A 25,863-nucleotide genomic window follows, 5' to 3' on the forward strand; every position below is an offset into this window, starting at 1 on the left:
CTGGCGGCATCTTTACCCCGCCGCTAGTGCCCGCGGTGGCGCCAGCGCAGCAGCCGGTTTTCGGCCATCGTCACCACCAGCGACGACAGATAGCCGATGGCCCCCAGCAGCATCACGCCAGCGAACAGATCCGGCGAACGGTACAGCCGGGCCGACACCATGATGTAATGCCCCAACCCGTCCAGTCCGGCGATCATCTCACAGACCACCGACAGGATCAGGGCCGAGGTGACGCTGATCCGCATCCCCGCCAGAATGTCGGGCAAGGCCGAGGGCAGCACGATCTTGCGGATCGTTTCCAGCCGCCCGATGTTCAGCGCCCGTGCCACCTCGTACAGCCGCGGTTCGACCGACGAGAAGCCATGGATGGTGGACAACAGCATCGGCCAGAGCGTGCCGAAGGCAATCACAAAGGTTGCCATGCCGTTCGACAGCCCCATGAAGGCAATGGCCAGCGGGATCACGGCCGAGGCTGGCAGCGGGCGCAGGAATTCCAGCAGCGGCGTTACTGCGCGGCGCGCGGTTGGATACATGCCGATCATCGACCCCAGCACGATGGCCAGCACCGATGCGACCAGCCAGCCAAAGAACATGTGCTGCAATGTGCCAAAGGTCTGGCGCAACAGCACACCCGACGCAAAGCCACGTTGCAGCGATGCCCATGCCTTGTCCGGCCCTGGCAGGAACAAGGGCGAAATCGCGCCGGAATTGGCCACCATCTGCCAGATCCAGATCACGCAGGCGGCGACGGCGAAACTGGCGGCCCGGCCGGCCCAGGTGAACACCATGACCGATTTCATCGTGCCTCCTCCGTCAGGGCCGCACGGCCAAAGAGCGTGCGCTGCGCCAACAGAAGGCCCGCGTTCAGACACAGGCCCACAAGGCCGATCCAGACGAAATAGGCCAGCATCAGATCCGGTCTCAGGGCCTGTTGCGCCGTCATGATCGCATAGCCCAGCCCCTGCGGGTTGACCGCGATTTCAATCGTGATCGAAATGACCAGCGACAGGCTGGCGGCCAGGCGAAAGGCGACGAACAGCCGCGGCAGGCTGGCTGGCAGGATGATTTTCCATGTGGTGGCGGCCCGCGACAGCCGCAGCGCGCGCGCGACCTCGCGCAGGCGCGGCTCTACGCCCCGCACCGCCGATCGGGTCAGGATCAGCATCAGGAAAAAGCACGATTTTCCGACGATGGCGAATTCCATTCCATAGCCAAAGCCGAACACCATCAGCGCCACGGGCAGCAGCGCAACCGACGGAATGGGGCGCAGCGCCTCGACCGTGACCTCCATCGCGCGGTCGATCACCGGGACCACGGCAAAGACGATGCCCAGCAGCATTCCCAGCGACCCGCCGATCAACAGCCCGCCAAAGGCGCCGGTCAGGGTTTTCAGCGTGGCGGCAAGGATCGTGCCGTTCAGCAACCCGCCGATCAGTGCAACGATCACCTGACTGGGCGGTGCCAGAATGTCGGTCACGATCCCGGCCGTGCGCAACCACAGCTCCAGCCCCAGCACGAGCGCAAGCGGCAGGATCATACCCAGCCAGTTGAGGCGTCCCGTTGCGGTCATGCCTCGGACCCCTTGATGAAGTCGAACAGCTCGCGCCGCAGACGCAGGAATTCGGGGTCTTCGCGCGTGGTCAACTGGTCTCGGGGGCGTGACAGGCGGACGGGCACGTCAATGCCCACACGGCCCGGATGCGGCAACAGGCCGATCACCCGGTCGCCCAGATAGATCGCCTCTTCCAGATCATGGGTGACAAAGATCACCGTGGTGCCCGACCGCGCGACCAGTTCCAGCACCTCGTCCTGCAAGCCTTGCCGCGTCATGGCATCCAGCGCGCCAAAGGGTTCGTCCATCAACAGGACCGAGGGGTTCTGTGCCAGACAGCGCGCGATCTGCAACCGCTGCTGCATCCCTCCCGACATCTCGCCGGGGTATTTCTCTCCCTGGCCCGACAGACCGACCAGCGTCAGCAATTCGGCGATGCGGTCGCCGCGTTCCGCCTTGGGCACGCCCCCGGCCTCCATCGCCAGCGAGATGTTTCCCGTTGCGGTGCGCCAGGGCAGCAGGGCCTTGCCGTAGTCCTGGAACACGATGGCGACATCCGGGCGCGGCGCGGTCATGGGGTGGCTGTCCAGACGCACCTCGCCCGTCGTGGGCTGATACAGCCCCGCCGCCAGTCGCAGCGCAGTGGTCTTGCCGCAGCCCGAGGCACCGATGATGCAGACAAAATCACCTGCCGCGATGTCGAACGTGATGTTCTGGAGAATCGTCTTTCCCCCCAGCGCCAGGGTGGCACTGGCAAAGGCGAATTTCGGGGCTTCGGTCACGGATGGATCATCCTTTGGTCAATCGGCTGGCTCGGGGTAGACATAGCGCAGCGTAGTTTCGAGATGGGCCCGGATCAGAACGGCGGCGCGGGGCAGGTCGCGGGCCAATGCGACCTCTGCCAATTCTTCGTGGTGCAGGATCAGCGCGTCGGGATCGACGAGCTTGCGCATCATCAGCCGCCGGTAGCGATAGGCCTGATCATACAGCGTCGAGGCCGTGTCGAGCAGCCGGGGCGACGCACATCCGCCGATAAGCGCCATGTGAAACCCCTTGTGCAGGGCGTCATAGTCGGGGTTGCCTTCCAGTGCCGCAATCCCGGCACGCCGCACATAGTTGCGCATCCGGTGCAGCGTGGCGAGGATTTCCGCCTCCCATGTATCGTTGCCGCTTGCAAATGAAAGCCGGGCGCCTTCGATCTCTATCACCGCGCGCAGGGCGGTCAGGTCGGCCAGATCGGCGCGGCTGATTTCGGACACCCGAAAGCCGCGCCGCCCTGTGGCAACGATCAGCCCTTGCGACAGCAGCCGTGACAGCCCCTCTCGGACGGGGGTGGTTCCCATTCCATACTGACGCGCCAGTTCGACGACCCCCAGCCTGTCGCCGGGAGCGAACGCACCGGCAAGGATTTCGCGCTGAAGACGGAGCGCAGCGCGCTCCGCCAGGGTCAGGTCGGTGTCGTCAGTCAGGTCGTTCACGAAGGTGTCCGTTGTCAGGGGGCGGCGACGATCAGCTTGCCGGGATCGACAGACCCTTGCAGAAGTCCCTGCTTCTGCATCAGCTCAAGCCACCAGCCAAGGCCATCGGTCGTCAATTCCGCCACATATTTCGATGGCGGCGTTGCCCGGACCAGATCGGGGTTCTGTTCGGTGAACTTGGCGACCGAGGCGATCACCACCTCGCGATCAGATGCGGCAAGGGCTGCGGCTTCGGCAATCGCCTGCTGGAATTTCGCCACAGCTTCGGGGTTTGCCTCGGCCCATTGCCGGGTCGCGGCGTAGAAGATGATCGGCGCATCGCCACCCAGTTCTGCCACAAAGCGCGGGCCCAGATGCCCGGTGCCGGACGACAGGATGCGCTGCACCGTTGGCCCGCCCGAGGCGACGGCATCAACCGCGCCGGTACGGATCACGTCGGGCATGGAGGGGAACGAGGTTTCGACCATGTTCACCTGCGCCGGATCGACGCCGCCGGCCATGAGATAGCGATTGAACAGGATGTGGATATAGGCGCCAAAGCCGGGCACGCCGACCTTCTTGCCGACGAAATCCTTGGCGGAGTCGATGGTCACGCCGTCGCGGATCACCGCCACGGTGCCCTGGTTCGTCGCCTCGTGCATGACAGAGGCCCCGGCCACCGCGACCAGATCCAAGCCGCCGTCGACCGCTTGCAGGAATACCGACGAGGTGGGCCCGCCGATTTCCAGCGAGTTGGACAGCAGGGCCGGCGGGATGTTCGAATTCAGCGCGATGCGCGTCATTTCAACATCAAGGCCATGCTTTTCGAAGATGCCCTGATCGACGGCGATCATTGCCGTGCCGCAGTCGGCCGACGAGGTGCAGCCGACTCGGATCTTCTGCGCCAGCGCCGGAGTGGACAGCGCAAGCATCAATCCGCCCGTCAAGGCGAAAGCAAGGTGTTTCATCGTTTCCTCCCGAATTGTGCAGAGTTCTTACTCCCGTTGACTCTGCCTGATTTTATCGACAATCCTTCCGAATGTGCATCGTGTCAAGCGATGACGACAGGGAGGAAACGATGAAACTGGTCACTTTCCAGGCGGCAGGGGCCGCCCATGTCGGCATGGCCGATCCGCAGGCCGGGCGCTTGTTCGACCTGACCAAGGCGGCGGCGGCCGCAGGCGGTGACGTGCAGGTGTTCGGTTCGATGCTTGCGCTGATCGACGCGGACGAGGCCGGACTGGATGCCGCGCGATCCCTGCACGAACGTCATGGCGACGATCCGGCCTTTCTGACCGACCTGGCCGGGGCGCCCTTGCTGGCGCCGCTGCCCGAACCGCGCCAGATGCGCGACGGCATGAGCTTTGAGACCCATATCCGCCAGTCCGGCTCTGGCCGGGGCCGGGCGCTGGCCGAGGCGCGGGCCAAGGGCGACGCCGACGAGGTTGCGCGGATCGAGGCACGCGAGGTGCCCCCGCTGGCCGAGATTTACCGCCAGATGCCGATCTATTATTTCACCAACCGGCTGGCCGTGGCCGGGCCGGACACCCATGTCACCTGGCCGCGCTACAGCAAGGTGATGGATTACGAGCTGGAATTCGGCATCGTCACCGGGCGCAAGGGCAAGAATATCCCGGCCTCGAAGGCACGCGACCATATCTTTGGCTATACGATCTTCAACGATCTCTCGGCGCGCGATCAGCAGTTTCAGGAAATGCAGGGCCGCCTTGGACCGTCCAAGGGCAAGAGCTTCGAGAATTCCAACATCCTTGGCCCCTGGATCGTCACCAAGGACGAAATCCCCGACCCCTACAACCTGCGCATGACTGCCCGCCTCAACGGTCGCACCGTTTGCGAGAACACCAGCCGCAACATGCTGTTCAGCTTCGAGGAAATCCTGGCCCATATCACCCAGGACGAATGGATCCATCCCGGCGAGTTCATGGGCTCTGGCACGGTGGGCAATGGGTGCGGGGTGGAAAACGGCTGGTTCCTGTCGGATGGCGACACGATCGAACTGGACGTCGAAAAGATCGGCATCCTGCGCACCACCGTTTCCGCCGCCAAACCTGCCTGAAGGAGAGACACATGAGCCGCATCGTCGATCTGTCGGTTGCGCTGGCCAATGACGTGCCCGCCGACCCGCCTGGAAACGACCCCAAGATCGAATACATCAACCACCAGCAAAGCCTGCCCGGCATCCTGGCCTATTTCCCTGGGCTGTCGGCCGATCAACTGCCCGATGGCGAAGGCTGGGCCGTCGAACGGATCCAGCTATCGACCCACAACGGCACCCATCTGGACGCGCCCTGGCACTATCATCCGACGCAGGACCACGGCAAACCCTCGATGCGGATCGACGATATTCCGCTCGACTGGTGCTTTCAGCCGGGGGTCAAGCTCGACTTCCGTCATCTGCCCGACGGCCATGTCGTCTCTGCCGCCGAGGTCGAGGCCGAACTGGCGCGCATCGGTCACACGCTCAGCCCGCTGGAGATCGTCGTGGTCAACACCTCGGCCGGGGCGAAATTCGGACAGCCCGATTACGTCGCCAGCGGCTGCGGCATGGGATACGAGGCGACGATGTATCTGCTGAATCGAGGTGTCCGCGTCACCGGCACCGATGGCTGGTCCTGGGATGCCCCCTTTGTCCACACGGCGAAGAAGTTTGCCGCCACCGGCAATGCCGGGTTGATCTGGGAAGGGCACAAGGCTGGCCGCCACACCGGATATTGCCATATAGAGAAGCTGCACAACCTGGAGGATTTGCCGCCGACCGGGTTCCGCATCGCCTGTTTCCCGGTCAAGATCGAACGCGCATCAGCAGGCTGGTGCCGGGCCGTGGCGATTTTCGACTGATCGGTCCGGGGCCGCGCACATGTGGGCGGCCCCTGATCCTGCCGGGGTTTTGGGTGCCGTCATGGCGCCAAATCCGTGATCGCCGCGTGTCGCGGCGGAATGATCCAATATCCGCGCCGAGCCGTAATTGTCCTGTCAGGAACAGTATCCGTGGTTCGGCAGGTTCACTATGGTCACTCGTCAGATATGCGCGCTGTTGCTTGCCCTGCTGCTTGGCCCGGTTCTTGCCGGTGCCGGGATGGCGCAGACGCGCATTCCCGACCTGTCCAACCCGGTCGCCATCGGGCAGGCGCAACTGCGGGTGCTTGGCTTTCTTGCCTATGAAGGGCGGCTATATACCGAAGGTGGCGCGCGCTTTGACCCCGAGGCACCGTCGGCACTGCTGCTGACCTACAATCGCGCGTTCTCTGCCCGGCAACTGACCCGCGCGACAGAGACAGAACTGCGCCGCATCGCCCCCCAGGCGTCCGGGTTGGGCCAGATGCTCAACCTGGTTTCCGACTGTTTCCGCGACGTGGCGCAGGGCGACAGATATCTTGCCATAAGCCCGCGACCGGATGAGTTGCGCCTGATGCTGAACGGGACCGAGACCTGTCGCATCTCCTACCCCGAGGTGGGCAAGCGGTTTCTGGCGATCTGGCTTTCCGACAACAGCAGGTTTCCACGTCTCTCGCGTCAGTTGCGCGGGCTATGAGGCGTCCTTGGCGGGTCAGCCTGTTTGCGATGGTTCTGGCAGCGGCGGGCTTGCCCATATACATCCATCTGCCGCGATATGCCTCTGTGGATCTGGGGCTGGATCTTGCGACCGTCGGGGTGATCCTGATGGGGATCCGGGTCTATGACTTTGTATCCGACCCGCTGCTTGGCCGGTGTGTCGATGGCTGGCGCGGCCCTCGGGCCGGGATCGCGGCCATTGCGCTGGGGGTCATGGCCGTGGGTTTTGTCATGCTGTTCTCGTTGCCGCCCCAGACCGAGGTGCGGCTGTGGCTGGTGATGGCGCTGCTGCTGGTGTTCACCGGATACAGCCTTGGCACGATCCTGCTTTATGGCGACAGTGCGATACTGGCCGGGTCTGCCGCGCGGGATGCCCAGTTGCGATTGGCCAGTTGGCGCGAAAGCGGGCTGATCCTTGGCGTCCTGCTGGCGGCCATGGCGCCGCTTGTGCTGCCGGGAGGGTTCGCCGGAATGGGATGGTTGCTGGCCGGGGCGGTGGCCGTGGTCTGGGTGGCGACCCGCAAGCTCTGGGCGCGTCCGTCGCATCCACAAACCCGGTTCGACGCGCGCGGTTTCCTGCGGGCGGGCGGCGGCTGGCTGTTGGGGCTGGCGGTGGTCAACAGTCTGCCGGTGGCCATCACATCGACCCTGTTCGTGTTCTTTGTCGAGGATCACCTGGGGCTTTCCGGTGGGGCGGGGCCATTTCTCGTTCTTTTCTTTGCCGGGTCCGGGCTTGCCTTGCCGGTATGGAGCGCGCTGGCCCGCCGCATCGGCCCGCGCGCGGTGCTGTTGGCGGGCATAGTGCTGGCCGTGCTGTCGTTCGTCTGGGCGGCCAGCATCGGGCCAGGCAACGGTTGGAGCTTTGCGGCGATCTGCCTGGCCTCCGGCATCGCGGTAGGGGCGGATCTGGTGATCCTGCCTGCCGTCTTTGCCGGGTTGCTGGGGCGGGCCGGGATTGCGACGGGGCAATCCTTTGGCCTGTGGTCCTTTGCCACCAAGCTATCGCTGCCCCTGGCGGCGGTTGTGGTGCTGCCGGCGCTGGATGCGGTAGGCTTCGTGGCGGGCCAGCCGAACCCGGCCGAGGCCACGGCGCGGTTGGTCATGCTGTACGCGCTGCTACCCTGTCTGTTGAAAATATTGGCCGGTGCGGCGGTATTGCTGATGCCGCGGCATATTTGGGCCGATAGCTCCGCCAGTGCAGCTCCAGAAAGGCAACCCGGATGATCCGACCCCCCGAGTCACAGCGGCACCGCCTGCGCCGGTTGATGCTGCTGGGCGGCCTTGGACTGGCAGCCCTGTCCACAAAGGCGTGCAGCCGCGTGCTTGCCGACCGTGCAGAGGCCCGCGAGGCCGAGGCCGAGCGGCGCTATCCACCCCCCGGCCGCGATACGCTGGTCAATGGCAAGCGGGTCTTTGCCGACATCCGGGGGCGCGGGCGCGATCTGGTCCTGATCCATGGCGCCAGTGGCAATTCGCGCGACTTCACCTTTGCGCTTGCCGACAGGCTTGCAGGGTTGGGCTTTCGCGTCACCAGCTTTGACCGTCCCGGTCTGGGGTGGTCCGATGACCTGGGCGATGCAGGCGTCAGCCCTCTTGCCCAGGCGGCGCATCTGATCGGCGCGGCGCGGCAGTTCGGCCTGCGGCGCCCTATCGTGCTGGGCCAGTCCTATGGCGGCGCGGTGGCCATGGCATGGGCGCTGACCGATCCGGGCTATACGGCCGCGATCGTATCGGTGTCGGGCGCCACGAATGTCTGGCAAGGGGGGCTGGGCGCGCTGACTGCGCTGACCAGCGGCCCTTTGGGATCTGCCGTGATCGCGCCGACCGTTGCCGCCTATGCCACCATGGACCTTGCGAAAAGCGCGCTGGAAAAGACCTTTGCCCCCGACTCGATTCCACCCGGCTACCTGGAACATATCGGCGTCGGACTGGCGACGCGACGCAGGCAATTCGTGGAGAATGCCCGGCAACTGGACGGGTTGAAGCGGCATCTTGCCGTCATGGAACCTGCATATGGCACGTTGCGGATGCCGCTGGAAATCGTCTTTGGCGCCGAGGATCGCACGGTCTGGCCGTCGGTTCATGGCGAGGTGCTGGTGCGGCAGGTGCCCGGCGCGCGGCTGACCATGTTGCCTGGCACCGGACATATGCCGCATCATTCACAGCCCGATGCAGTGATTGCTGCCATCACCCGTGCCAGGGATCGGGCGGGTCAGAGATAGCGCCCGCCGCGTTGCAAGACCTCGATCTGGTACCCATCGGGATCCGCGACAAAGAAGAAACGGGCGATCACCGCGCCCGCGGGGGCGAAGTCGACCATCTTGCGGGGAGCCAGGCCCGCCGCAGTCAGTCGCGCATGTTCGGCCGCCAGATCATCGACCGACACGGCCAGATGGCCATATCCGTCGCCAAGGTGGTACGGCTCTGTCCGGTCCTTGTTCACCGTCAGCTCCAGCTCGAAGCTGCCTTCGGCATTCGACAGGTAGATCAGCGTGAACTCGGGGAAATCCAGTCGCTCTGCCACCTTCAGGCCAAACGCCGTCTCGTAGAAGGCCAAAGAGCGCGCCTCGTCCAGGACGCGTATCATCGAATGAATGGCCTTGGCCATGGCAGGATCCTTTCGTGGTGGTCAGGCGACGGCGGGCAGCGGTGTGGTGGCCCAGCGTGCAAGCCACTGGCGGTGCAATGTCAGCACGGCGGGAGGGGCGGTTTCGGGCGGTGTCAGGAAATGCCCCGGATCGCCTGGCCGTGACGACCACCACAGGACGAACGGCGCCAGCGCCATGGGCAGCATCACGGGCAGCAGCCAGACGACCAGTGCGGGGGACAGCCAGACCGCCAGGCCGATGCCCAGAACGCCCGTCGTGACGATCCAGTGCCCGGCAGCCCATGCCTCGGCGAGCGTCAGCGACCCATCGCCACGCGACTGGGCAGGCCAGCCTCCGTCCAGCCCGGCCAGCACCTGAAACACCGAGCGGGTGTTGAACATCAGGAACACAGGTGCGGCGATTGCGGAGAACACCAGCTCTGACAGCACCGAGCGCGCAGAGGCGATGACGCCGCCAAAGCCCCGGCTGCGGCCGCGCAGCGCCGCATCCAGCAAGATCAGCAGTTTGGGCAGGAACAGCAGGCCGAACACCATCACGGCCAGCAGCAGCGCCTTGGAGGCTTCGGACACCGGGATCACGGGGAACGACCATCCCCGGATCGGAAAATAGTCGATGGGCGGCGCAAACAGCGGCGCAAAGATCGAGGCCAGCAGAAACGCCAGCCAGAACACCGGCGACAGATACGACAGGATGCCCTGGAGAAAGACAAAACGGCTCCAGGGGCGCAAACCCGGAGCAAGCAGCAGACGAGAATGTTGCAAATTGCCTTGGCACCAGCGCCGGTCACGCTTGGCGTGCAGCACCATGTTCTCCGGGCTTTCCTCGAAGCTGCCGGACAGGTCGTCATCGACCCGCACCGTCCAGCCCGCACGGGCCAGAAGCGCCGCCTCGACATAATCGTGGCTCAGGATATGGCCGCCAAAGGGTGGCCGCCCGCGCAGTTCCGGCAAGCCACAGCTTTCGGCAAAGGCCCGCGTGCGGACAATCGCATTATGTCCCCAGAACGGCCCCGTGCGACCCTGCATCATTGCCAGCCCGCGACAGAAGATCGGCGAATAGAAGGCGGCGGAAAACTGCTGGATCCGGCTGAACCGCGACTGGGCATTCACGATGACGGGCAGCGTCTGGATCAGCCCGACCTCTGGGGCTGCCTCCATCCGGCGGACCAGTTCCACCAGGGTTTCGCCTTCCATCAGACTGTCGGCATCCAGAATGACGCAATATTCGTAGGCCCCGCCAGAGCGCGAGATGAAATCCTCGATGTTCCCGGCCTTGCGGCCCCGGTTGGTCTCGCGCCTGCGGTAGAAGATGCGGCCGTCGCCGCCGGTTTCATCCAGCAGGCGCAGGAACCACTGCCGTTCGGCGGCGGCCGTGCGGTCGTCGCGCGTGTCGGACAGGATCGCCAGGTCGAATCCGCCGCCATGCCCGGTCGCTTGCAGCGAGGCATCAATGGCCGCGACACGGGCAAAGGTGATCTCGGGGTCTTCGTTGTAGACGGGCATCAGCACAACGGTGCGCGCGGTGATCGGGCCTTCGCTGCGCGCCACGCGAGGGGCGCGCGTCGTCAGGCCGGCCAATGCCTGCACCGCCCCCCAGGCCAGCCAGAATGTGGATACAAGGATCAGGCTGGACCGGACCCAGTCCATCGCGTCCAGCCCGTCGGCGGCGCCATAGCGCATGAACAGCCCAAAACCGCCAAGCCCGATGCCAAGGCTGGCGGCAAGCAGCAGGGTGCGGGTGGCGATGACCCGCAATCCTGGCGCTGGGGCGGTCATGGATCAGACCTCGCGGGATGGCAGATGGAACAGGCGCAGAGGCGCCGTCAGCGCCACCAGCCAGCGCTGGGGCCCGGCGCGCTCCAGTATCTGGGTTGGCATTGCCAGCGGCGCATCAGGCAACATGCCACGCTGTATTGCCGACAGGTCGGGGTCGGGGATGAAGTGAGCCGAAAGGTCCGTCATTGCGCGTTGATCCACTGGTACAGCCAGGTTTCCGTCATTCTGCGTCCATAACCCGCCAGATGCGCCGAAAGTTCCACCACGGCGTCTTTCTCTGCGGACACATCCATCACCAGCCGCCAGATTCCCGACTCGGGAATGTGCTGCAACATCGACCTGACGATCTGCCCGCCCGAGACAGAGACCGTCGGTTCCAGTTGCGCTTCGGCGCCCAGCGTGTCCAGAAAGCCTCCGCGAAAATCGACGACGAACTTGCGTTCGTTGTCTGGCGCGGGGCCACCCGCCACGCCACCATGGCCTGCGCGGGTCTCATCGACATGGGCAAGTCGGGCGGTGGGATCAAGACGCAGATCCCCCCAGTGCAGCCGGTAGGCGTATTCGCGCGCATCGCCTGCCCGGACCGGGGCCTCTGGCACCCAATAGGCCACGATATTGTCGTTCGCCTCGGACTCCGAAGGGATCTCGACCAGCCGCACGAAGCCTTTGCCCCAGTCTCCGATCGGTTCCACCTCGACCGAGGGGCGCATATGGTAATGCGCTTCGGTATCCTGATAGCTTTCAAACCGGCGGTCGCGCTGGTGCAAGCCGAACCGGCGCGGCGCCTCTTCGGGGAAATAGCTGCCCGACAGCCGGGGCGGGTTGTTCAGCGGGCGCCAGATCACCTGGCCATCCGAGCGTTCGATGCGCAGCCCGTCGCTGTCATGCACATTCGGGCGGAAATCGTCGAACCGGGCGCGGTTCTTTTCCGAGAACATGAACATCGAGGTCAGTGGCGCAATGCCCAGTTCCTGCACATCGGTGCGGAAGAACAGCCGCGCCGTCACCTCCATCACGGTATCCGCGCCGAGGATCACCACGAAACGGTAGGCGCCGGTGACGCTGGGGCTTTGAAGCGCGGCATAGACGGTGATGCGGTCCGATGTGTCGGAGCGTTCGATATAGAACCTGGAAAAGCGCGGAAACTCCTCGCCCTTGGGGGTTGCGGTGTTCAGCGCCAGCCCGCGGGCCGAGGCGCCATAGGCCGATCCACGCCCAAGCGCCCGGAAATAGCTGGCACCGATGAATGCAACCACTTCGTCCAGCACATCCGGGCGGTTCAGCGGGTGATGCAGACGAAACCCGGCGACGCCCGGCAACTCCGCCATGGGCGGTATACGGTTGGCCAGATCGTTGAGATATTCGAAGTCTTCGGTGCTGAACCGCAGTTCGCGCGCCTCTGTGCCGACGATTTCGTACAGGACCACGGCTTCCTTGAACAGCCAGCCCATGGGGAATGCCGCCAGCGCCCAGCCCGACTTGTCGGCCTGCCAGCGCATCCTGTCGGGTCGGAAACGGACAAGGCGGTAATCGTCGTAGTCCAGATCGGCCAGCAACCCCTCGGCATCGGGCGCGGGTTGATAGGGGTTCCGCGACCGCTCGCGCATGTCTTCGGTCAGCAGGTCGAACGAAAATTGCTGCGGTGCGGCAGGAGGCGCACCGCCGTCTTGCGCGAGCAGGCGAACAGGTGCGACAGCCGCCAGGGCAGCAGCGGTCGCAAGCAGCTTGCGGCGGGACAGGCGGGTGATCGCAGGTAAGGCGATGGTCATTTAGGACGTAAAACCCAGCACTTGCCAGTGCACGACGCGGCACGACTCAGGCAAGAGATATACGGCTGACACAGGGCGTTTCGCAAGCGCGCTTCAACAGCACGTGAGATCATGTCATATCTCTGCCGCGCCTTGGCAGGGCGGGGTGTCCGGCCTTGGGGCGCACCTGATGCGGCATGTGCAAAATCACCGCCCGGCGCTACAGCGGTAGCCCGACATAGTTCTCGGCAAGCGCCGTCTGTGCCGCCCGCGACCCTGCCAGCCAGTCGATTTCGGCCGCCTGCATCCGCGCCAGAAACGTCCCTTCGTCGGGGAACGCGTGCAGCAGCCGCGTCATCGACCACGAGAACCGCGAGGCTTTCCAGACCCGCGCAAGTGCGGTGGCGGAATAGCTGTCCAGCAGACTGTCATCCCCCTGATGATGCGCGATCAGCGCGCGCGACAGGTAGGCCACATCCGATGCCGCCAGGTTCAGCCCCTTGGCCCCGGTCGGAGGAACGATATGCGCGGCATCCCCTGCCAGGAACAGCCGCCCCCACCGCATCGGTTCGGAAATGAAGCTGCGCAGCGGCGCGACCGATTTCTCTATGCTGGGGCCGGTCTGCAATGTTTCCGCCAGATCCGCAGGCAGACGGCGCCGCAGTTCGTCCCAGAAGGCGGCATCGGACCAATCCTCGGGCCGGTCGGTCAGCGGCACTTGCAGATAATGGCGGCTCAGATGCGGGTTGCGCATGGAACACAGCGCAAAGCCGCGCGCATGGCCCGCATAGACCAGTTCAGGATGGACCGGGGCCGTTTCCGACAGGATGCCAAGCCAGCCAAAGGGATAGACATGTTCATGCTCGCGCCGGACGCTGGCAGGAATGGTGCGTCGGCTGACCCCGTGAAACCCGTCGCAACCCACAATATGATCGCAATCGACCCGCTGCCCGCGCCCGCCGTGCGCAAAGGTGACATGGGGTGCATCGGTATCGGCACCGTGGAGTGTGACGTTTTCGGCCTCGTGGATCACCGGGGCGCCGATGCGGTCCAGTTCCGCATACAGATCGCGCGTCACTTCGGTCTGGCCATAGACGGTGACGGTCTTGCCGGTCAGTGCACGAAAGTCGATCCGCAGGCTGTGGCCATGCGCGGCGATCACCGTGCCTTCGTGCACATGGCCTTCGGCATCCAGGCGCGCACCGATGCCCGCTTGCCGCAACAGATCGCATAGCCCCTGTTCCAGCACGCCCGCCCGGATACGTGCCAGCACATAGTCGCGCGGCTTGCGTTCCAGCACCACGGCGTCGATCCCCGCGCGATGCAACAACAACGACAGCAGCAACCCCGCCGGGCCACCCCCGATGATGCAGACCTGATGGCGCATGTCCGTCCTCCCTGTCGGGCAGTGTGCCGGGGCGCGCTGCGCGGGGAAATGGACGAAGCATCGGAAAGATTGGACTGATTTTCAGCTTTTCCCGGCTTGCCGCCGGAACGCGCCGGGGGAACAGCCGACGCGCCGCGTAAAGAATCGGTTGAAATAGGCCGCATCGTCAAAGCCTGTCAGATGCGCCACCTGCGCCACGCTGCTTTCCGTATACAACAGATGGCGTTTGGCCTCGACCACCAGCCGGTCCTGAATGATGTCGCGCGCGGCGCATCCGGCCCTGGCCTTGCAGGCGGCATTCAGCCGTGCCGGGGTAACCGCCAGCAATCCGGCATAGAACCCCGGCGCGCGCCGGGTTCTGAAATGCGCCTCGACGGCCGCGCGATAGCGCATCAGCAGGGCATGGTCCGCCGCGCCGATGGGCGGAACCATATGGGACTGCGACAGCCGCATCAGCAGCACCAGAATGCCGGTGAAATGCGCGATGATCGCCGCCCGGCGCCCCGGCGCGGCCCAGACGAATTCGCGCTGCAAGGCGCGAAAGTCCTCGAAGGTTGCGGGAACATCCACCGCTTCGGCGGCCAAGGGATAGGCCGCGGCCCGGCCCGCCGCGCGCATCAGGGCCGGGTCGTGGGAGGCGGCATTGTGCAGGCACTCAAGCGCGGCTGTGACGACATGGCCTTCGGTGCCGGGGTCAAAGTCGATCTGGTGCACGATCCCCGCCGGGATCACCAGAATGCCGGGCGCAGGCACAGGCAGCGCCCGATCCTCCATCCGTATCGTGCCGCCGCCGGAGATCACCAGCATGACCTGCACATGATCGGGATGCGCATGGGGCCGTATCCGCCAGTCATTCGGGCCGCTGCGATCCCGGATCGGTTCTATATGCAACAGATCACGGTCCACATCCGCGCCCGGATCGCCATACAGGTAATACTGCGGAATGCTGCCCATCCGATCCCCCAAGGCAAGAGTGGCCCACATTCGCGCCAGCGTCCAGAGCAGGGCGAGGCGGCCGGGGCGGCCCCGGGCATCTGCCGCGAGCCGGAACGCCTTTGGTCCGAAGTCGGCTTTTCTGCACCCCGCCAACCGCCTATCCTGCCCGGACCTGCCCCAAGCCGAGGTCTTTGCGATGCCCGCTTCCCCCGCCGACAGTGCGCTTTACCGTCCGCTTCTTGGCGATGACCAGACGGCGGCCCTGTTTTCCGACAGTGCCGAGATTCGTGCCATGCTGCTTGTCGAGGGGGCCTTGGCGCGGGTTCAGGGGGATCTGGGCCTGATCCCCCAGGCTGCCGCCGCCTTTATCGACCGGGCCAGCCGCGAAGTGCTGATTGACCCGGCCGGGCTGGCCGCCGCGACGGCTGTTAATGGCGTCCCGGTGCCCGCGCTCGTCGCGGCCTTCCGCAAGGCGATGGAGGCGCCCGATCATGCGCAATATGTGCATTGGGGCGCGACGAGCCAGGACATCATGGATACCGCCCTGGCCTTGCGGCTGCGGCGCGTGGTGGCGATCTGGCAAGACCGGCTGGACGGGCTGATCCATACGCTTGGACTGCTGGCGGTGGCCCATGCCGATCTGCCCATGGCGGCGCGCACCTATGGGCAGGCGGCCACGCCTACCAGCTTTGGCGCGGTGGTCGCGGGTTGGGGGCATCCGGTGCTGCGCCATCGCGCCCGCCTTGCGGCACTTGCGCCGGATCTTGCACTCGTGTCGCTGGGCGGCGCGGCGGGTACGCTGTCGGCAATGGGGCCCCAAGGCCCCGCAGTGCGTGCCGGTCTGGCGCAGGCCCTTGGGCTGGCCGATCCCGGTGCCGCCTGGCATTCGGAACGCGACCGGATCGGTGCCTTTGCCGCCTGGATGGCCGGGCTGTGTGCGACCTTGGGCAAGATGGGCGAAGATCTGATCCTGCTGTCGCAAACGGGCATCGCCGAAGTGACGATTTCCGGGGCGGGTGCATCGTCCACCATGCCGCAAAAACAAAATCCGGTGGGTCCGTCGGTGCTGGTGGCGCTGGCGCGGCAGTCGGGCGCGCTGGCCGGCGCGGTTCAGGGCGCGGGCTTGCACCGGCAGCAACGCGATGGCGCGGCCTGGTTCGTCGAGTGGCTGACACTGCCACAACTGTGCATCTCGACAGGCCGGGCGCTGGCCCTTGCCGCGGATCTCGCAACGCGGATCGCGCCCGATCAGGCGGCAATGGCGCGCGGGCTGGCCGGTGATCTGGGCCTGATCCAGGCCGAGGGGTTCACCTTCGCGCTGGCGCGTCACATGCCACGCCCCGATGCGCAGGACCGGATCAAGGCGTTGTGCGCCGAAGCGGTCGGCAGCGGGGTGCCGCTGCCGGATCTGGTGGCCCGCGACTTTCCGGATCTGCGGCTGGCCCCGGATGCTGGTCTTGGGACCGCCCCCGCTGACGCGCGGGGCTTTGGCGGGCTTGCGGGGGCGCTGACGCGGGCCTGAGGCGTTGCCCCCTGCGCCCGGTCGATGCGCCGGGGGCGCGGTTCTTGGTCTTTTGCGCTGGTTGGTGGCTCCCCGCCGGGGGTGCGGCGGGGAGGGGGGGTCAGACCCGTTCGACGGCGATGGCGATGCCCTGGCCGACGCCGATGCACATGGTGGCCAGGGCGCGTTTGCCGCCGGTCAGCGCCAGTTGCAGCGCGGCGGTGCCGGTGATGCGGGCGCCCGACATGCCCAGCGGATGCCCCAGCGCGATGGCGCCGCCGTTGGGGTTCACCCGCGGGTCATCGTCGGCGATGCCCAGCAGGCGCAGGCTGGCCAGGCCCTGGCTGGCAAAGGCCTCGTTCAGCTCGATCACGTCGAAATCGGCCTGGGTCAGGCCCAGCCGCGCCATCAGCTTCTGGCTGGCGGGGGCCGGGCCGATGCCCATGATGCGCGGCTCCACCCCGGCCGCCGCCCCGCCCAGCACGCGGGCGATGGGGGTCAGGCCGTGCCGTGCCGCCGCCTCGGCGCTGGCCAGGATCAGGGCCGCCGCGCCATCATTGACGCCCGAGGCATTGCCGGCCGTGACCGTGCCGCCCTTGCGAAAGGGGGTGCCGAGCCGGGCCAGCGCCTCGATCGTGGTGGCGCGGGGGTGTTCGTCGCGCGCGACCACCAGCGGATCGCCCTTGCGCTGGGGGATCTCGACCGGGGTGATCTCGCGGTCGAGGCGGCCATTGGCCTGGGCCGCCGAGGCCTTGTCCTGGCTGCGCAGGGCAAAGGCATCCTGATCGGCGCGGCTGATCCGATAGTCCTCGGCGACATTTTCGCCTGTCTCGGGCATCGAGTCGATGCCGTATTGCGCCTTCATCAGCGGGTTGACGAAGCGCCAGCCGATGGTGGTGTCGTGGATCTCGGCATGGCGGGAAAAGGCGCTGTCGGCCTTGGGCATGACAAAGGGGGCGCGGGACATGGATTCGACGCCGCCGGCGATCATCAGCTCGGCCTCGCCGGCCTTGATGGCGCGGGCGGCGGCCAGGATGGCATCCATCCCCGAGCCGCACAGCCGGTTGATCGTGGTGCCGGGAATGGCGATGGGCAGCCCGGCCAGCAGCAAGGCCATGCGCGCGACGTTGCGGTTGTCCTCGCCCGCCTGGTTCGCACAGCCAAAGACCGCATCCTCCACCGCCGCCCAATCCACCCCCGGATTGCGCGCCATCAACGCCCGCAGCGGCACCGCCGCAAGATCATCCGTCCGAACCGTCGACAGCGTCCCGCCAAACCGACCGATCGGGGTCCGGATGTAGTCGCAGATGAATACGTCGCGCATGGGGGGCTCCTGTGGTTGCGGGCCGACCTTGGGTCAGGCAGGGGTCGGGGTCAAGGGCGGGATGTGCGTCTTGACGGTGCAATCGGGTTGCATACTGCGCAAATTCAAGGGATGATGCGCAGCATGGCACCTTCTCGCAATCCTTGGGATGATGATCCGGACGTTTCGGACGAGGCGGATCTGTGGTTTCTGCCCGCCGATGACACGCCCGAGCCAGAGGTTTCCCCCTTGCCCCGTGCCGAGCGGGTGGCGCTGTTTCCCCACGGGGAATGGCGCGCTGCCGAAGGGGCGCTGGCGCCGGATCTGGCTGCACTGGCCTATGACTTCGGGCGGCTGGAAGAGCGGCTGCGCGGTGCGGGCGAGGGCGCCCGGCGCCGGATCGCCTTGCAGGAGGTGGCCAGCCTGGGCTGGTGGACCGGCGACCGGCTGTCGGTGGACCGGCTGGCGCTGTGGCTGTCGATGCAGATCGGTGCGACGGGCGAGGATTCGCAGGCGCTGGGGCGGGGGGCCTGGGCGGTGCGGCGGCTGACCGGCGGCCCGGCGCCCCTGGCCCCCCGACGGGCCGAGGCGCTGGCCGCGCTGCTGGGCCTGACCGACGGGGCGCCGCTGCCCGAACGGCTGGCCGATGCCTGCGACGTGCTGGACGATCTGGCGCCGCTGCATCCGGTGGTGCAGGGCGCCGTGCTGTTCCATCTGTGGCGGCAAAGCGATGCAGGCCCGGCGCGCGATGTCGAGGCGGCGGTGCTGGGCGCGCGTCTGGCGGGCAGCATGGGCGGCGCGGGCGCCTTCCTGCCGCTGACGCTTGCGGGATTTGGCGCGCTGAGCGCGCAGGGCGCGGCCGAGCGGCGGCTGGCGGCCTGGATCGCCGGGGCGCATCAGGCGGTGCTGGCGGCCCTGATGCATCTGGAGCGTCTGGCCGTCTGGCAGCGACGGGCCGCCGAAGGGGTCGCGGATCTGAGCGGGCGCACCCCGCCGCGGCTGGTGCGGCTGTTGGGCGATTGGCCCAGCGTCTCGGCGCCGATGGCAGAGGCCGAGACCGGCGCCTCGCGGGCCGCCGTCCAGCGCAACCTTGACATTCTGGCCGGGCGCGGCCTGATCCGGGAATTGACCGGACAGGGCCGCTATCGGGTCTGGGCGGCGCGTCTGGCCTAGGCAGGGCCGGGGGGATGCGCAGCCCGGCACCCGGCGGGCGGCGAACTGCGCAGCGGGGGTGTCAGTCCTGCATACCGTAGCTGTCCACATCGATACCGGCAAAGATATGGGTGTTCAGCAGCGCCAGGATTGCGGCCTCGTCCTGAATGTCGATCTCGGCCAGCCGCGCCTTCCAGGCATCCTGCCGTGCCAGAAAATCCTGAAGGATCACGTCAGGGCCGTCGATGCGGAACCGCTCTGCCGCGAGCTTTGGCAACTGGCCCAGAAAGTCGGCGTTGAACCTGTCCAGCGCCGCAGCCAGATCGGCCTCGGGCGGGGCGATCTTGACGCCGCTGGCACGCGAGCCGTCCAGACCTTCATTGCCCTGCACCTCATAGCCGATTTCCATGCGGGCCAGCGCCAGGACCATCTGCTCCATCAAGATGCGGCGATCCTCGACCGGCAGGCCGCGCCAGAACGGCTTGTTGTACACCCAGCTTGCGCCGATGATGATGCCCACCGGGATCTGGGTGACGTCTGTCGTCACTTCGGCCAGCTTTGGCCCCACGGTCAGCGTGGTCGGATCGACCATGGCGCAGTCCAGCGATCCGCGCTGCATTCCGGTATAGACGTCCGAGAACGGCACGCTGACGGCGATGCCGCCGATGCTTTCGACGAAATCCACCTGTGCGGCGCCCGCAGTGCGGAACTTTTTCCCGGCGGCCTGCGCCAGCGAATAGACCGGCTTGGCGCAGACGAAATTGTAGATCGCCGTGGCAAAGCCCGGCCCGACCACCACGCCGTTCGCCGACCATTCGCCATGCACCTGCGGATTGGTCATGATCATTTCGGTATAGGCAAAGGCTGCGGCATAATGGTTGTCCGACACAAAGGACGCGTCGATCAGCAGGTTGTTCAACGGCAGTTCCGCCGGCTGATAGCCGGGATAGACGATGCCCACCTGCGCCACCCCGTCGGCCACCCCGGCCATGGTGGCCTTGGGCGGCAACAGCGTGCCGCCATTGTAGATTTCAAATTCCACCCGGCCCCCGGTCTCCTTGGCCACCGCCTCGTGCCATTCCATATAAGGGAAATGCGACAGCAGATGGGTAGGGGCAAACCAGGTGGACGCGGTATAGGTTTCGGCGGCCCCCGGCCCGATGGCCAGGGCCGACAGCGCAAGGCCGCCTGCAAGCGATCGTATCGTTTTCATCGTCACTCCTCCGTTGGATGGGTCAGTTCGAGAGCATGGGCAGCCACAGGCTGATCACCGGAAAGGCGATCAGCAGCGCCAGCGTCACCAGATCGGCCGCCAGGAACCAGGCGGTGCCGCGAAAGATCTCGCCCAGGGCCACCCGGTCGCCCAGGGCGCCCTTGATGACATAGACGTTCAGCCCGACCGGCGGCGTGACCAGCCCGATTTCCAGCAGCTTGACGCAGATCACCCCGAACCAGATCAGGTCGATCCCGGCCACCTGATACAGCGGCAGCAACAGCGGCAGCGTCAGCAGCATCAGCGACACGCTTTCCAGGAACATGCCCAGAAAGATGTAGATCAGGCTGGTCAGCACGATCAGCAGCACGGGCCGTTCGAGGGCAAATCCCATCAGGTCCGTCAGCGCCCCCGCCATGCCGCTGAGGGCGACAAACCGGGCAAAGATCGACGCGCCGACAATGACGACAAAGATGCTGGCCGTGCCCGCGATGGTGTCGAGCACCGCCCTGGAAAAGATGCCAAAGGTCAGGCCGCCCCGCAGCAGCGCGATCATCAGCGCAATCAGCGCCCCCAGCGCCCCGGCCTCGGTCGGGGTGACGATGCCCAGAAAGATGCTGCCGATCACCAGCAGGATCAACAGCGGCAGCGGCCAGATGTCCCGCAGCGCCGCCAGCTTTTCGGCGCGGGTCACATTCATCGTGATGCGCGGGGCAAGGGCGGGGGTCCACAGCACCCGCACCGTGATCAGCAGGATGAACACCGCCGCCGACAGCAGCCCCGGCAGGATGCCAGCCAGAAACAGCTTGCCGATGGACACTTCGGCAAAGATGCCGAACAGGATGAACAGGATGCTGGGCGGGATCAGTGCGCCCAGCGTGCCCGATGCTGCGACACAGCCACAGGCCAGCCCCCGGTCATAGCGCGCGGCCAGCATCTCGGGGATGGCGATCCGCGAAAATGACGCCGCCGTTGCGACCGACGACCCCGACGCCGCGGAAAACAGCGCCGAGGCGACAACGGTTGATGACGCCAACCCCCCCGGCACCCGGCCCATGAAGATCCGCGCGGCCTGGAACAGCCCCTTGGTCAACCCGGCCTCGGACGCAATATAGCCCATCAGCAGGAACATCGGCACCGCGCTGAGGTTCCAGTCGCCAATCAGTTCGAACGGCACATGCGACGCGATGGACCACGAGGCCCGCAGGCTGGACAACAGGGTGATGCCGATAAAACCGACCGTTGCCAGAACCACACCCACCGGCACCCGGATCAGGATCAGGACAATGGTGACGGCAACGCCAAGGAATCCGATCTCAACGCGGTCCATGCGCGGCCTCCTTTGCGCCAAGGCCGGTCTGGATTTCGCGCAGAACCACAACAACGGCGGCCAGCACGCAGCCTGTGGGCAGGAAGAACCGCGCGGGCCAGACCTCGAACACCAGACTGCCCAGGATAATCTCGCGCACCGCCATCGCCTTCAGCGCGGCCTCCAGCGTGGTCCAGGCAAAGACCAGATAGAACGCCAGCGTAAAGATCAGCGCGATCACGCGGCTGGCCAGCTTTGGCCAGCGACCCAAACGGTCATAGACCAGATCGACCGCAATGCTGTCGCCGCGCTTTTCCACCAGCGGCATGGCCATGAAGACGAGCGCGATCATGTAATAGGATGCGACAACCTCTGCCGTGCCGGGAACGGGTTTTCCCAGCAGGAACTTGCCCAGGATGTCCAGGCTGACCTGAAACAGCATGAGAACGGCGGCAAGCCAGGAAAAGCAGGTTGTAATCCCTGCGATGATGGTCATGGATGGTCCCCTTTGCGGTTTCCCACAGGCACAACTCTGCAGGCGCCGCCCCATGGGCGCGGCGGCGTGGATGGTGGGTTTCGGTGCGGTTGCCAGGGCCGTTCGGGACAAGCAGGCCCCGAATGGCGATCGGCCCAGGGTCGGGCGCGGATTATCCGCTGTTGCGGTCCGCGCGTCTGTCGGCGGGCTGCGCGGTGTCCTTTTTCGCGCGGCCGCGTTCGACGAAGCGTTGCAGCCCGGCCTTGGCATCGTCACAGGTAAAGGCGCGTTGGCCCAGCACCGCCTCGCGGGCAAAGGCCAGGTCCAGCGGTTCGGAGTGCAGGGTCAGCGCGGCCTCCTTGATGGTTTGCACGGCGATGGCACCCAGCGAGGCGATGCCTTGGGCCATCGCCATCGCGCGGGGCAGCACCTGATCGGCGGGCAGCACCTCGTTCACGATGCCCATGCGGTAAAGGTCGGCTGCGGTTAGGCGTTCGGCCAGCAGCATGATCTGCATGGCATGGGCGTATCCGGCCTGCCGCACCAGCCGCACCAGCGTGCCCCCGGCGGGCACAAAGCCGTGGCGCGGTTCGGGCAGTTGGAACAGCGCATCCTCGGCCACCACACGGATATCGGTGGACAGCATGAATTCCATCCCGCCGCCGATACAGGCGCCCCGGACCGCCGCGATGACCGGCTTGTAGAGCGCGATCCCCTTGGCATGGGCGGGATCCCAGGCGCTGATGTCGAACCTGTCCTCGGCCAGTGCGGGAATGGATTCCGTCAGATCGGCGCCAACCGAAAATGCCCGCTCCCCCGCGCCGGTCAGCACGATGGCGCGCACCGCCTCATCATCCCGCGCGCGGATATAGGCGGCGCCAAGTGCGTCATACATTGCCAGCGACATGGCGTTCAGCTTGTCGGGCCGGTCCAGCGTGATGAGGGCGACCGCGCCTTGTGTGTCATAGCGGACCATCTTACAGCACCCCCGCCGCGCGCAGGCGGTCCACCTCGGCCCGGTCCAGCCCCAGCAGCGCGCCATAGACGGCGGCATTGTCGGCCCCGGTATCCGGCGCCGCCCCCATCTGCGGCAGGCCAAGCCCCGACAGCTTGACCGGATTTCCGAACATGCGGACCATGCGGTCATCCACCGGCACGTCCACGATCATCTGCCGCGCGGCGATATGGGGGTCTTCGACCACCTCGGCGATGGTCTTGACGGCGGTCAGCGGCACCCGGTCGCCTGCCATCTGTTCCAGCTCTGCCTTGGTATGGGGCAGGAACCACTGGTCCAGAATGGGCAGGATGCGGCGGGTATAGACCGCGTCGGAAAACCGCTTGTCCATCGTGTCGATCTCTGGGTCGTCGGCCAGATGCGGGGTGCCGAAGATCTGACAGGAGAGGCGCCAGAATTTATCGGTATAGCCGCCGAAAAAGACATGGCCATCCTTGCAGGGGAACTGGCCATAGGGCCGCACAAAGGGGTGATCGTTGCCCAGGGGCCCCGCCACATCCTGTTCCAGCGTATAGCGGACGACGGCATTCTCGGTCATGCTGAGCACCGAGTCCTGTTGCGAGACATCGACGACCTGCCCCCGTCCGGTGCGTTCCGCCTCGCGCAGCGCGGCCAGCGTGCCAAGCGCGGCATAAAGCGAGGCGGACAGATCGCCGATGATGGTGCCCACCCGGACAGGCGGCCGGTCGGCATAGCCGTTCATCGACCACAGCCCCCCGGCCGCCTGCCCGGTGTTGTCATAGGCCGGGCGCGAGGAATTGGGGCCGGTGCGGCCAAATCCGCTGATGGCGGTATAGACCAGCGCGGGGTTTTCGCGGGCCAGCTCGTCATAGCCGACGCCCAGTTTTTCCATCGTGCCGGGGCGGAAATTCTCGATCAGGACATGGGCCTTGCGGACCAGTGCCCGCAACAGCGCGCGCCCTTCGTCGGTTTTCAGGTCCAGGGTGATGCCCTGCTTGTTGCGGTTGAACTGAGTGAAGAACGCGCTTTTGCGAGCCGTTCCGGCAAAGGGCGGAAAGCCGCGGGCATAATCGGGATCCGAGGGGTTTTCGACCTTGAGCACCGTGGCGCCCATGTCTGCCAGCAGCATGGCGCAATAGGGCCCCGCGACGACCCGCGTGATGTCCAGCACCACGACACCCGCAAGCGGGCCGCGCCGCTGGGCAAGTCTGTCATCGTCCGGCGGGCCGGGCCTGTTCGTGTCCATCGGATCTCCTCCCTCGTCTGGTCCTAAGCGGCGGGCTGGCACACATACAGGTACAGTATGCCCCTAGTTCTATAAACTGTACCCGCTGAAATACCTATACACTCCCGTTGTGGAGACAGGGCCAGTGACCACCGCCTTGGTCGGTTCCTGTGGGATTGGTCCACGGGTTAATATTATAAATCAATGGCTTATATTGAGATGATGCCAGAAGGTGGTCCCGCTATCGGCCCAGGCTGGCAACTTCCTTGCGAAGAAAGCTGTAGAAGCGGGCGTCATCGGACCGTGTCAGATTGATGCGAAATGCCGGAAGGCGGCTTTCCTGGTTGACGTGAAAGAACTTTCCCGGCGCCAGAAAGATGCCTTTGGACAGGGCGTTTCGGGCGATCCGGGTTTCGTCCGCCCCAGGGGGCAGTTGAAGAAAGGTATAATACCCACCGCTGTCCGGGTCGAACACGCTGAGCCCCATCGCCTCGATCCGGGCGCGGAAATCGTCGCGCCGTTCCCGGAGCCGCTGGGCGGTTTTCTTCAGATGGCGCTGATAGCGGCGGTTCGTCACCATCTCGCTCGTCAGCATCTCTGAAAAGCGCGAGCTGTTGACGACGGTGATCAGCTTCAGCTCGGCAACCTCGCGGGCGATCTGCGGCGTGGCGATGACATAGCCCACCCGGAAACTGGCCGAGAGCAGTTTCGAATAGCTGGAAATCGCGATCACGGTGTCGAACTGGTCCATCAGCGCCAGCGGCGTGCCGGGCTGGTCGGGCAGATCGACAAAGGGGTCGTTGTCGACGATCCGCAGGCCATGCAGCATGGCGATCTGCAACACGGCATGGGCGGTGGGCAGATCCATCGCCGACCCGGTAGGGTTCTGGCAGCGCGACTGGGTGAAGAACACCTTGGGCCGGTACAGCCGCGCCAGGGTGCGCAACTGGTCCAGATCGGGGCCGCTGGGGGTGCGCGTCACGCCGATACAGGTGATTCTGGCCAGTTTCAGCTTGGCAAACAAGGGGTAATATCCCGGTTCGTCCACCAGAACCGTATCGCCCGGCTCCAGATAGCGGCGGATGATCAGGTCCAGCGCATGATTGGCGCCAAAGGTCGTCACCACCTGATCGGCGGTGATCTGCATCCCGGCGCGGCGGTATTTCTGCACGATGATCTCGCGCAGCGGCAGGTTGCCCCAGGCGCTGCCATAGGCGGTCTGGTCGCCTTCGAACCGTTGCAGGATATTGCCCGAGAATTTCTGCGGCAGCGCATCCTGCATCCAGGACAGCGGCGGGCGGCCATCGCCGATGCGGACCTGAAGATCCTGGTTCAGTTGCGCATTCAGCAACGAGACCTGATCGAAGGCTTCGGTCATATGCGCGGGCTGGGCGGGGGGGCGGTCGCCCTGCGCCGCCTGTTCGGCCACATAGAAGCCCGAGCCATGCACCGCCCGCACCACCCCGCGCGAGGTCAGCCGGTCATACGCCTCGACGATGGTGTTCTTGGAGACGGCGAAGTCTTCGGCCGCGCGGCGGATCGAGGCCAGCCGATGCCCCGGCGCCAGAACGCCGGTGGCAATATCGGCGGCCAGCAGCTCGACAATCTTGTTCACCTTGTTCATCTGGTCCGATCCGTCTGAAACTGTTCCACAACTGTGTTGGGTACAAAA

25 protein-coding genes are annotated in these 25,863 nt (G+C 65.8%); 7 read left to right on the top strand and 18 right to left on the bottom strand.

What is annotated here, in order from left to right:
* Positions 1-23 precede the first annotated feature (23 nt).
* The 5 genes from BW970_RS09135 to BW970_RS09155 are packed head-to-tail and all read right to left on the bottom strand — an operon-like array spanning position 24 to position 3,977.
* Positions 24-800, bottom strand: coding sequence for an ABC transporter permease (locus BW970_RS09135; RefSeq protein ID WP_200799279.1), 777 nt, complete (start codon positions 798-800; stop codon positions 24-26).
* Complete coding sequence (locus BW970_RS09140; protein WP_076530431.1) at positions 797-1,570, bottom strand: ABC transporter permease; 774 nt, start codon at positions 1,568-1,570, stop codon at positions 797-799. Before BW970_RS09140 ends, BW970_RS09135 begins: the two co-directional genes overlap by 4 nt.
* A complete protein-coding gene (locus BW970_RS09145; RefSeq protein WP_076530433.1) occupies positions 1,567-2,334 on the bottom strand; it encodes an ABC transporter ATP-binding protein in 768 nt (255 codons plus the stop codon). Before BW970_RS09145 ends, BW970_RS09140 begins: the two co-directional genes overlap by 4 nt.
* Positions 2,335-2,352: 18 nt before the next feature.
* Positions 2,353-3,030: a GntR family transcriptional regulator gene (locus BW970_RS09150; RefSeq protein ID WP_200799280.1), complete on the bottom strand. Its 678-nt coding sequence runs from the start codon at positions 3,028-3,030 to the stop codon at positions 2,353-2,355.
* Positions 3,031-3,044: 14 nt separating this feature from the next.
* The gene (locus BW970_RS09155; RefSeq protein WP_076530437.1) at positions 3,045-3,977 is read right to left on the bottom strand and encodes an ABC transporter substrate-binding protein; all 933 of its coding nucleotides are present in this window, start codon (positions 3,975-3,977) and stop codon (positions 3,045-3,047) included.
* A gap of 110 nt (positions 3,978-4,087) precedes the next feature.
* Between BW970_RS09155 and BW970_RS09160 the strand changes: the two genes are divergently transcribed.
* The 5 genes from BW970_RS09160 to BW970_RS09180 all read left to right on the top strand — a co-directional run bounded on the left by BW970_RS09160 (position 4,088) and on the right by BW970_RS09180 (position 8,804).
* Positions 4,088-5,086, top strand: a complete 999-nt coding sequence (locus BW970_RS09160; protein WP_076530439.1) for a fumarylacetoacetate hydrolase family protein — start codon at positions 4,088-4,090, stop codon at positions 5,084-5,086.
* Between the two features lie 11 nt (positions 5,087-5,097).
* Positions 5,098-5,868: a cyclase family protein gene (locus BW970_RS09165; protein WP_076530441.1), complete on the top strand. Its 771-nt coding sequence runs from the start codon at positions 5,098-5,100 to the stop codon at positions 5,866-5,868.
* A 169-nt stretch (positions 5,869-6,037) separates the two neighbouring features.
* The gene (locus tag BW970_RS09170) at positions 6,038-6,562 is read left to right on the top strand and encodes a hypothetical protein (protein WP_076530444.1); all 525 of its coding nucleotides are present in this window, start codon (positions 6,038-6,040) and stop codon (positions 6,560-6,562) included.
* Positions 6,559-7,806, top strand: coding sequence for an MFS transporter (locus BW970_RS09175; RefSeq protein ID WP_076530446.1), 1,248 nt, complete (start codon positions 6,559-6,561; stop codon positions 7,804-7,806). Before BW970_RS09170 ends, BW970_RS09175 begins: the two co-directional genes overlap by 4 nt.
* Positions 7,803-8,804 (top strand): alpha/beta fold hydrolase, encoded by a 1,002-nt coding sequence (locus BW970_RS09180; protein ID WP_229740477.1) that lies wholly within the window; start codon positions 7,803-7,805, stop codon positions 8,802-8,804. Before BW970_RS09175 ends, BW970_RS09180 begins: the two co-directional genes overlap by 4 nt.
* Here BW970_RS09180 and BW970_RS09185 read toward each other — a convergent pair.
* The 6 genes from BW970_RS09185 to BW970_RS09210 all read right to left on the bottom strand — a co-directional run bounded on the left by BW970_RS09185 (position 8,795) and on the right by BW970_RS09210 (position 15,055).
* On the bottom strand, positions 8,795-9,190 hold the full coding sequence (locus tag BW970_RS09185) for a VOC family protein (protein ID WP_076530447.1): 396 nt from the start codon (positions 9,188-9,190) through the stop codon (positions 8,795-8,797). The genes BW970_RS09180 and BW970_RS09185 overlap by 10 nt on opposite strands.
* Before the next feature lie 21 nt (positions 9,191-9,211).
* A complete protein-coding gene (gene mdoH / locus BW970_RS09190; protein ID WP_076530449.1) occupies positions 9,212-10,966 on the bottom strand; it encodes a glucans biosynthesis glucosyltransferase MdoH in 1,755 nt (584 codons plus the stop codon).
* A 3-nt stretch (positions 10,967-10,969) separates the two neighbouring features.
* Positions 10,970-11,152: a hypothetical protein gene (locus BW970_RS09195; RefSeq protein WP_076530451.1), complete on the bottom strand. Its 183-nt coding sequence runs from the start codon at positions 11,150-11,152 to the stop codon at positions 10,970-10,972.
* Positions 11,149-12,735 carry an OpgD/OpgG family glucan biosynthesis protein gene (locus BW970_RS09200; protein WP_083701194.1) on the bottom strand — a complete coding sequence of 529 codons (1,587 nt, stop codon included), beginning with the start codon at positions 12,733-12,735 and terminating at the stop codon, positions 11,149-11,151. Before BW970_RS09200 ends, BW970_RS09195 begins: the two co-directional genes overlap by 4 nt.
* 199 nt (positions 12,736-12,934) lie before the next feature.
* Entirely contained in the window at positions 12,935-14,101 is a 1,167-nt protein-coding gene (pobA, locus tag BW970_RS09205; protein WP_076530454.1) for a 4-hydroxybenzoate 3-monooxygenase, read from the bottom strand.
* Positions 14,102-14,182: 81 nt separating this feature from the next.
* Entirely contained in the window at positions 14,183-15,055 is an 873-nt protein-coding gene (locus tag BW970_RS09210; protein WP_083701195.1) for a helix-turn-helix domain-containing protein, read from the bottom strand.
* A gap of 178 nt (positions 15,056-15,233) precedes the next feature.
* Between BW970_RS09210 and BW970_RS09215 the strand changes: the two genes are divergently transcribed.
* On the top strand, positions 15,234-16,559 hold the full coding sequence (locus tag BW970_RS09215) for a lyase family protein (RefSeq protein WP_076530456.1): 1,326 nt from the start codon (positions 15,234-15,236) through the stop codon (positions 16,557-16,559).
* A gap of 100 nt (positions 16,560-16,659) precedes the next feature.
* Here BW970_RS09215 and pcaF read toward each other — a convergent pair whose 3' ends face one another.
* The gene (pcaF, locus tag BW970_RS09220; protein ID WP_076530458.1) at positions 16,660-17,862 is read right to left on the bottom strand and encodes a 3-oxoadipyl-CoA thiolase; all 1,203 of its coding nucleotides are present in this window, start codon (positions 17,860-17,862) and stop codon (positions 16,660-16,662) included.
* A gap of 123 nt (positions 17,863-17,985) precedes the next feature.
* On the opposite strand from pcaF, the gene BW970_RS09225 reads away from it, so the two are divergent.
* Positions 17,986-19,014: a helix-turn-helix domain-containing protein gene (locus BW970_RS09225; RefSeq protein ID WP_229740478.1), complete on the top strand. Its 1,029-nt coding sequence runs from the start codon at positions 17,986-17,988 to the stop codon at positions 19,012-19,014.
* Between the two features lie 61 nt (positions 19,015-19,075).
* Here BW970_RS09225 and BW970_RS09230 read toward each other — a convergent pair whose 3' ends face one another.
* The 6 genes from BW970_RS09230 to BW970_RS09255 form a co-directional block, all read right to left on the bottom strand.
* Positions 19,076-20,206 carry a C4-dicarboxylate TRAP transporter substrate-binding protein gene (locus tag BW970_RS09230; RefSeq protein ID WP_076530462.1) on the bottom strand — a complete coding sequence of 377 codons (1,131 nt, stop codon included), beginning with the start codon at positions 20,204-20,206 and terminating at the stop codon, positions 19,076-19,078.
* A gap of 22 nt (positions 20,207-20,228) precedes the next feature.
* The gene (locus tag BW970_RS09235; RefSeq protein WP_076530464.1) at positions 20,229-21,536 is read right to left on the bottom strand and encodes a TRAP transporter large permease; all 1,308 of its coding nucleotides are present in this window, start codon (positions 21,534-21,536) and stop codon (positions 20,229-20,231) included.
* A complete protein-coding gene (locus BW970_RS09240; RefSeq protein ID WP_076530466.1) occupies positions 21,523-22,011 on the bottom strand; it encodes a TRAP transporter small permease in 489 nt (162 codons plus the stop codon). Before BW970_RS09240 ends, BW970_RS09235 begins: the two co-directional genes overlap by 14 nt.
* Positions 22,012-22,162: 151 nt before the next feature.
* Complete coding sequence (locus BW970_RS09245; protein ID WP_076530467.1) at positions 22,163-22,966, bottom strand: enoyl-CoA hydratase/isomerase family protein; 804 nt, start codon at positions 22,964-22,966, stop codon at positions 22,163-22,165.
* Position 22,967: 1 nt separating this feature from the next.
* Positions 22,968-24,212 (bottom strand): CaiB/BaiF CoA transferase family protein, encoded by a 1,245-nt coding sequence (locus BW970_RS09250; protein WP_076530469.1) that lies wholly within the window; start codon positions 24,210-24,212, stop codon positions 22,968-22,970.
* A gap of 220 nt (positions 24,213-24,432) precedes the next feature.
* Entirely contained in the window at positions 24,433-25,815 is a 1,383-nt protein-coding gene (locus tag BW970_RS09255) for an aminotransferase-like domain-containing protein (RefSeq protein ID WP_076530471.1), read from the bottom strand.
* Positions 25,816-25,863 lie beyond the last annotated feature (48 nt).

This window comes from Gemmobacter megaterium (assembly GCF_900156815.1).
Lineage (GTDB): Bacteria > Pseudomonadota > Alphaproteobacteria > Rhodobacterales > Rhodobacteraceae > Wagnerdoeblera > Wagnerdoeblera megaterium.

Bases quoted from the DNA above. Each gene is read 5' to 3' on its own strand.
- BW970_RS09230 (WP_076530462.1), bottom strand. From the start codon at position 20,206: ATGAAAACGATACGATCGCTTGCAGGCGGCCTTGCGCTGTCGGCCCTG.
- BW970_RS09155 (WP_076530437.1), bottom strand. From the start codon at position 3,977: ATGAAACACCTTGCTTTCGCCTTGACGGGCGGATTGATGCTTGCGCTG.
- pcaF (WP_076530458.1), bottom strand. From the start codon at position 17,862: ATGCGCGACGTATTCATCTGCGACTACATCCGGACCCCGATCGGTCGG.
- BW970_RS09140 (WP_076530431.1), bottom strand. From the start codon at position 1,570: ATGACCGCAACGGGACGCCTCAACTGGCTGGGTATGATCCTGCCGCTT.
- BW970_RS09160 (WP_076530439.1), top strand. From the start codon at position 4,088: ATGAAACTGGTCACTTTCCAGGCGGCAGGGGCCGCCCATGTCGGCATG.
- BW970_RS09170 (WP_076530444.1), top strand. From the start codon at position 6,038: ATGGTCACTCGTCAGATATGCGCGCTGTTGCTTGCCCTGCTGCTTGGC.
- BW970_RS09165 (WP_076530441.1), top strand. From the start codon at position 5,098: ATGAGCCGCATCGTCGATCTGTCGGTTGCGCTGGCCAATGACGTGCCC.
- BW970_RS09240 (WP_076530466.1), bottom strand. From the start codon at position 22,011: ATGACCATCATCGCAGGGATTACAACCTGCTTTTCCTGGCTTGCCGCC.
- mdoH (WP_076530449.1), bottom strand. From the start codon at position 10,966: ATGACCGCCCCAGCGCCAGGATTGCGGGTCATCGCCACCCGCACCCTG.
- BW970_RS09200 (WP_083701194.1), bottom strand. From the start codon at position 12,735: ATGACCATCGCCTTACCTGCGATCACCCGCCTGTCCCGCCGCAAGCTG.
- BW970_RS09215 (WP_076530456.1), top strand. From the start codon at position 15,234: ATGCCCGCTTCCCCCGCCGACAGTGCGCTTTACCGTCCGCTTCTTGGC.
- BW970_RS09255 (WP_076530471.1), bottom strand. From the start codon at position 25,815: ATGAACAAGGTGAACAAGATTGTCGAGCTGCTGGCCGCCGATATTGCC.
- BW970_RS09210 (WP_083701195.1), bottom strand. From the start codon at position 15,055: ATGGGCAGCATTCCGCAGTATTACCTGTATGGCGATCCGGGCGCGGAT.
- BW970_RS09135 (WP_200799279.1), bottom strand. From the start codon at position 800: ATGAAATCGGTCATGGTGTTCACCTGGGCCGGCCGGGCCGCCAGTTTC.
- BW970_RS09195 (WP_076530451.1), bottom strand. From the start codon at position 11,152: ATGACGGACCTTTCGGCTCACTTCATCCCCGACCCCGACCTGTCGGCA.
- BW970_RS09245 (WP_076530467.1), bottom strand. From the start codon at position 22,966: ATGGTCCGCTATGACACACAAGGCGCGGTCGCCCTCATCACGCTGGAC.
- BW970_RS09250 (WP_076530469.1), bottom strand. From the start codon at position 24,212: ATGGACACGAACAGGCCCGGCCCGCCGGACGATGACAGACTTGCCCAG.
- pobA (WP_076530454.1), bottom strand. From the start codon at position 14,101: ATGCGCCATCAGGTCTGCATCATCGGGGGTGGCCCGGCGGGGTTGCTG.
- BW970_RS09185 (WP_076530447.1), bottom strand. From the start codon at position 9,190: ATGGCCAAGGCCATTCATTCGATGATACGCGTCCTGGACGAGGCGCGC.
- BW970_RS09235 (WP_076530464.1), bottom strand. From the start codon at position 21,536: ATGGACCGCGTTGAGATCGGATTCCTTGGCGTTGCCGTCACCATTGTC.
- BW970_RS09180 (WP_229740477.1), top strand. From the start codon at position 7,803: ATGATCCGACCCCCCGAGTCACAGCGGCACCGCCTGCGCCGGTTGATG.
- BW970_RS09225 (WP_229740478.1), top strand. From the start codon at position 17,986: ATGGCACCTTCTCGCAATCCTTGGGATGATGATCCGGACGTTTCGGAC.
- BW970_RS09175 (WP_076530446.1), top strand. From the start codon at position 6,559: ATGAGGCGTCCTTGGCGGGTCAGCCTGTTTGCGATGGTTCTGGCAGCG.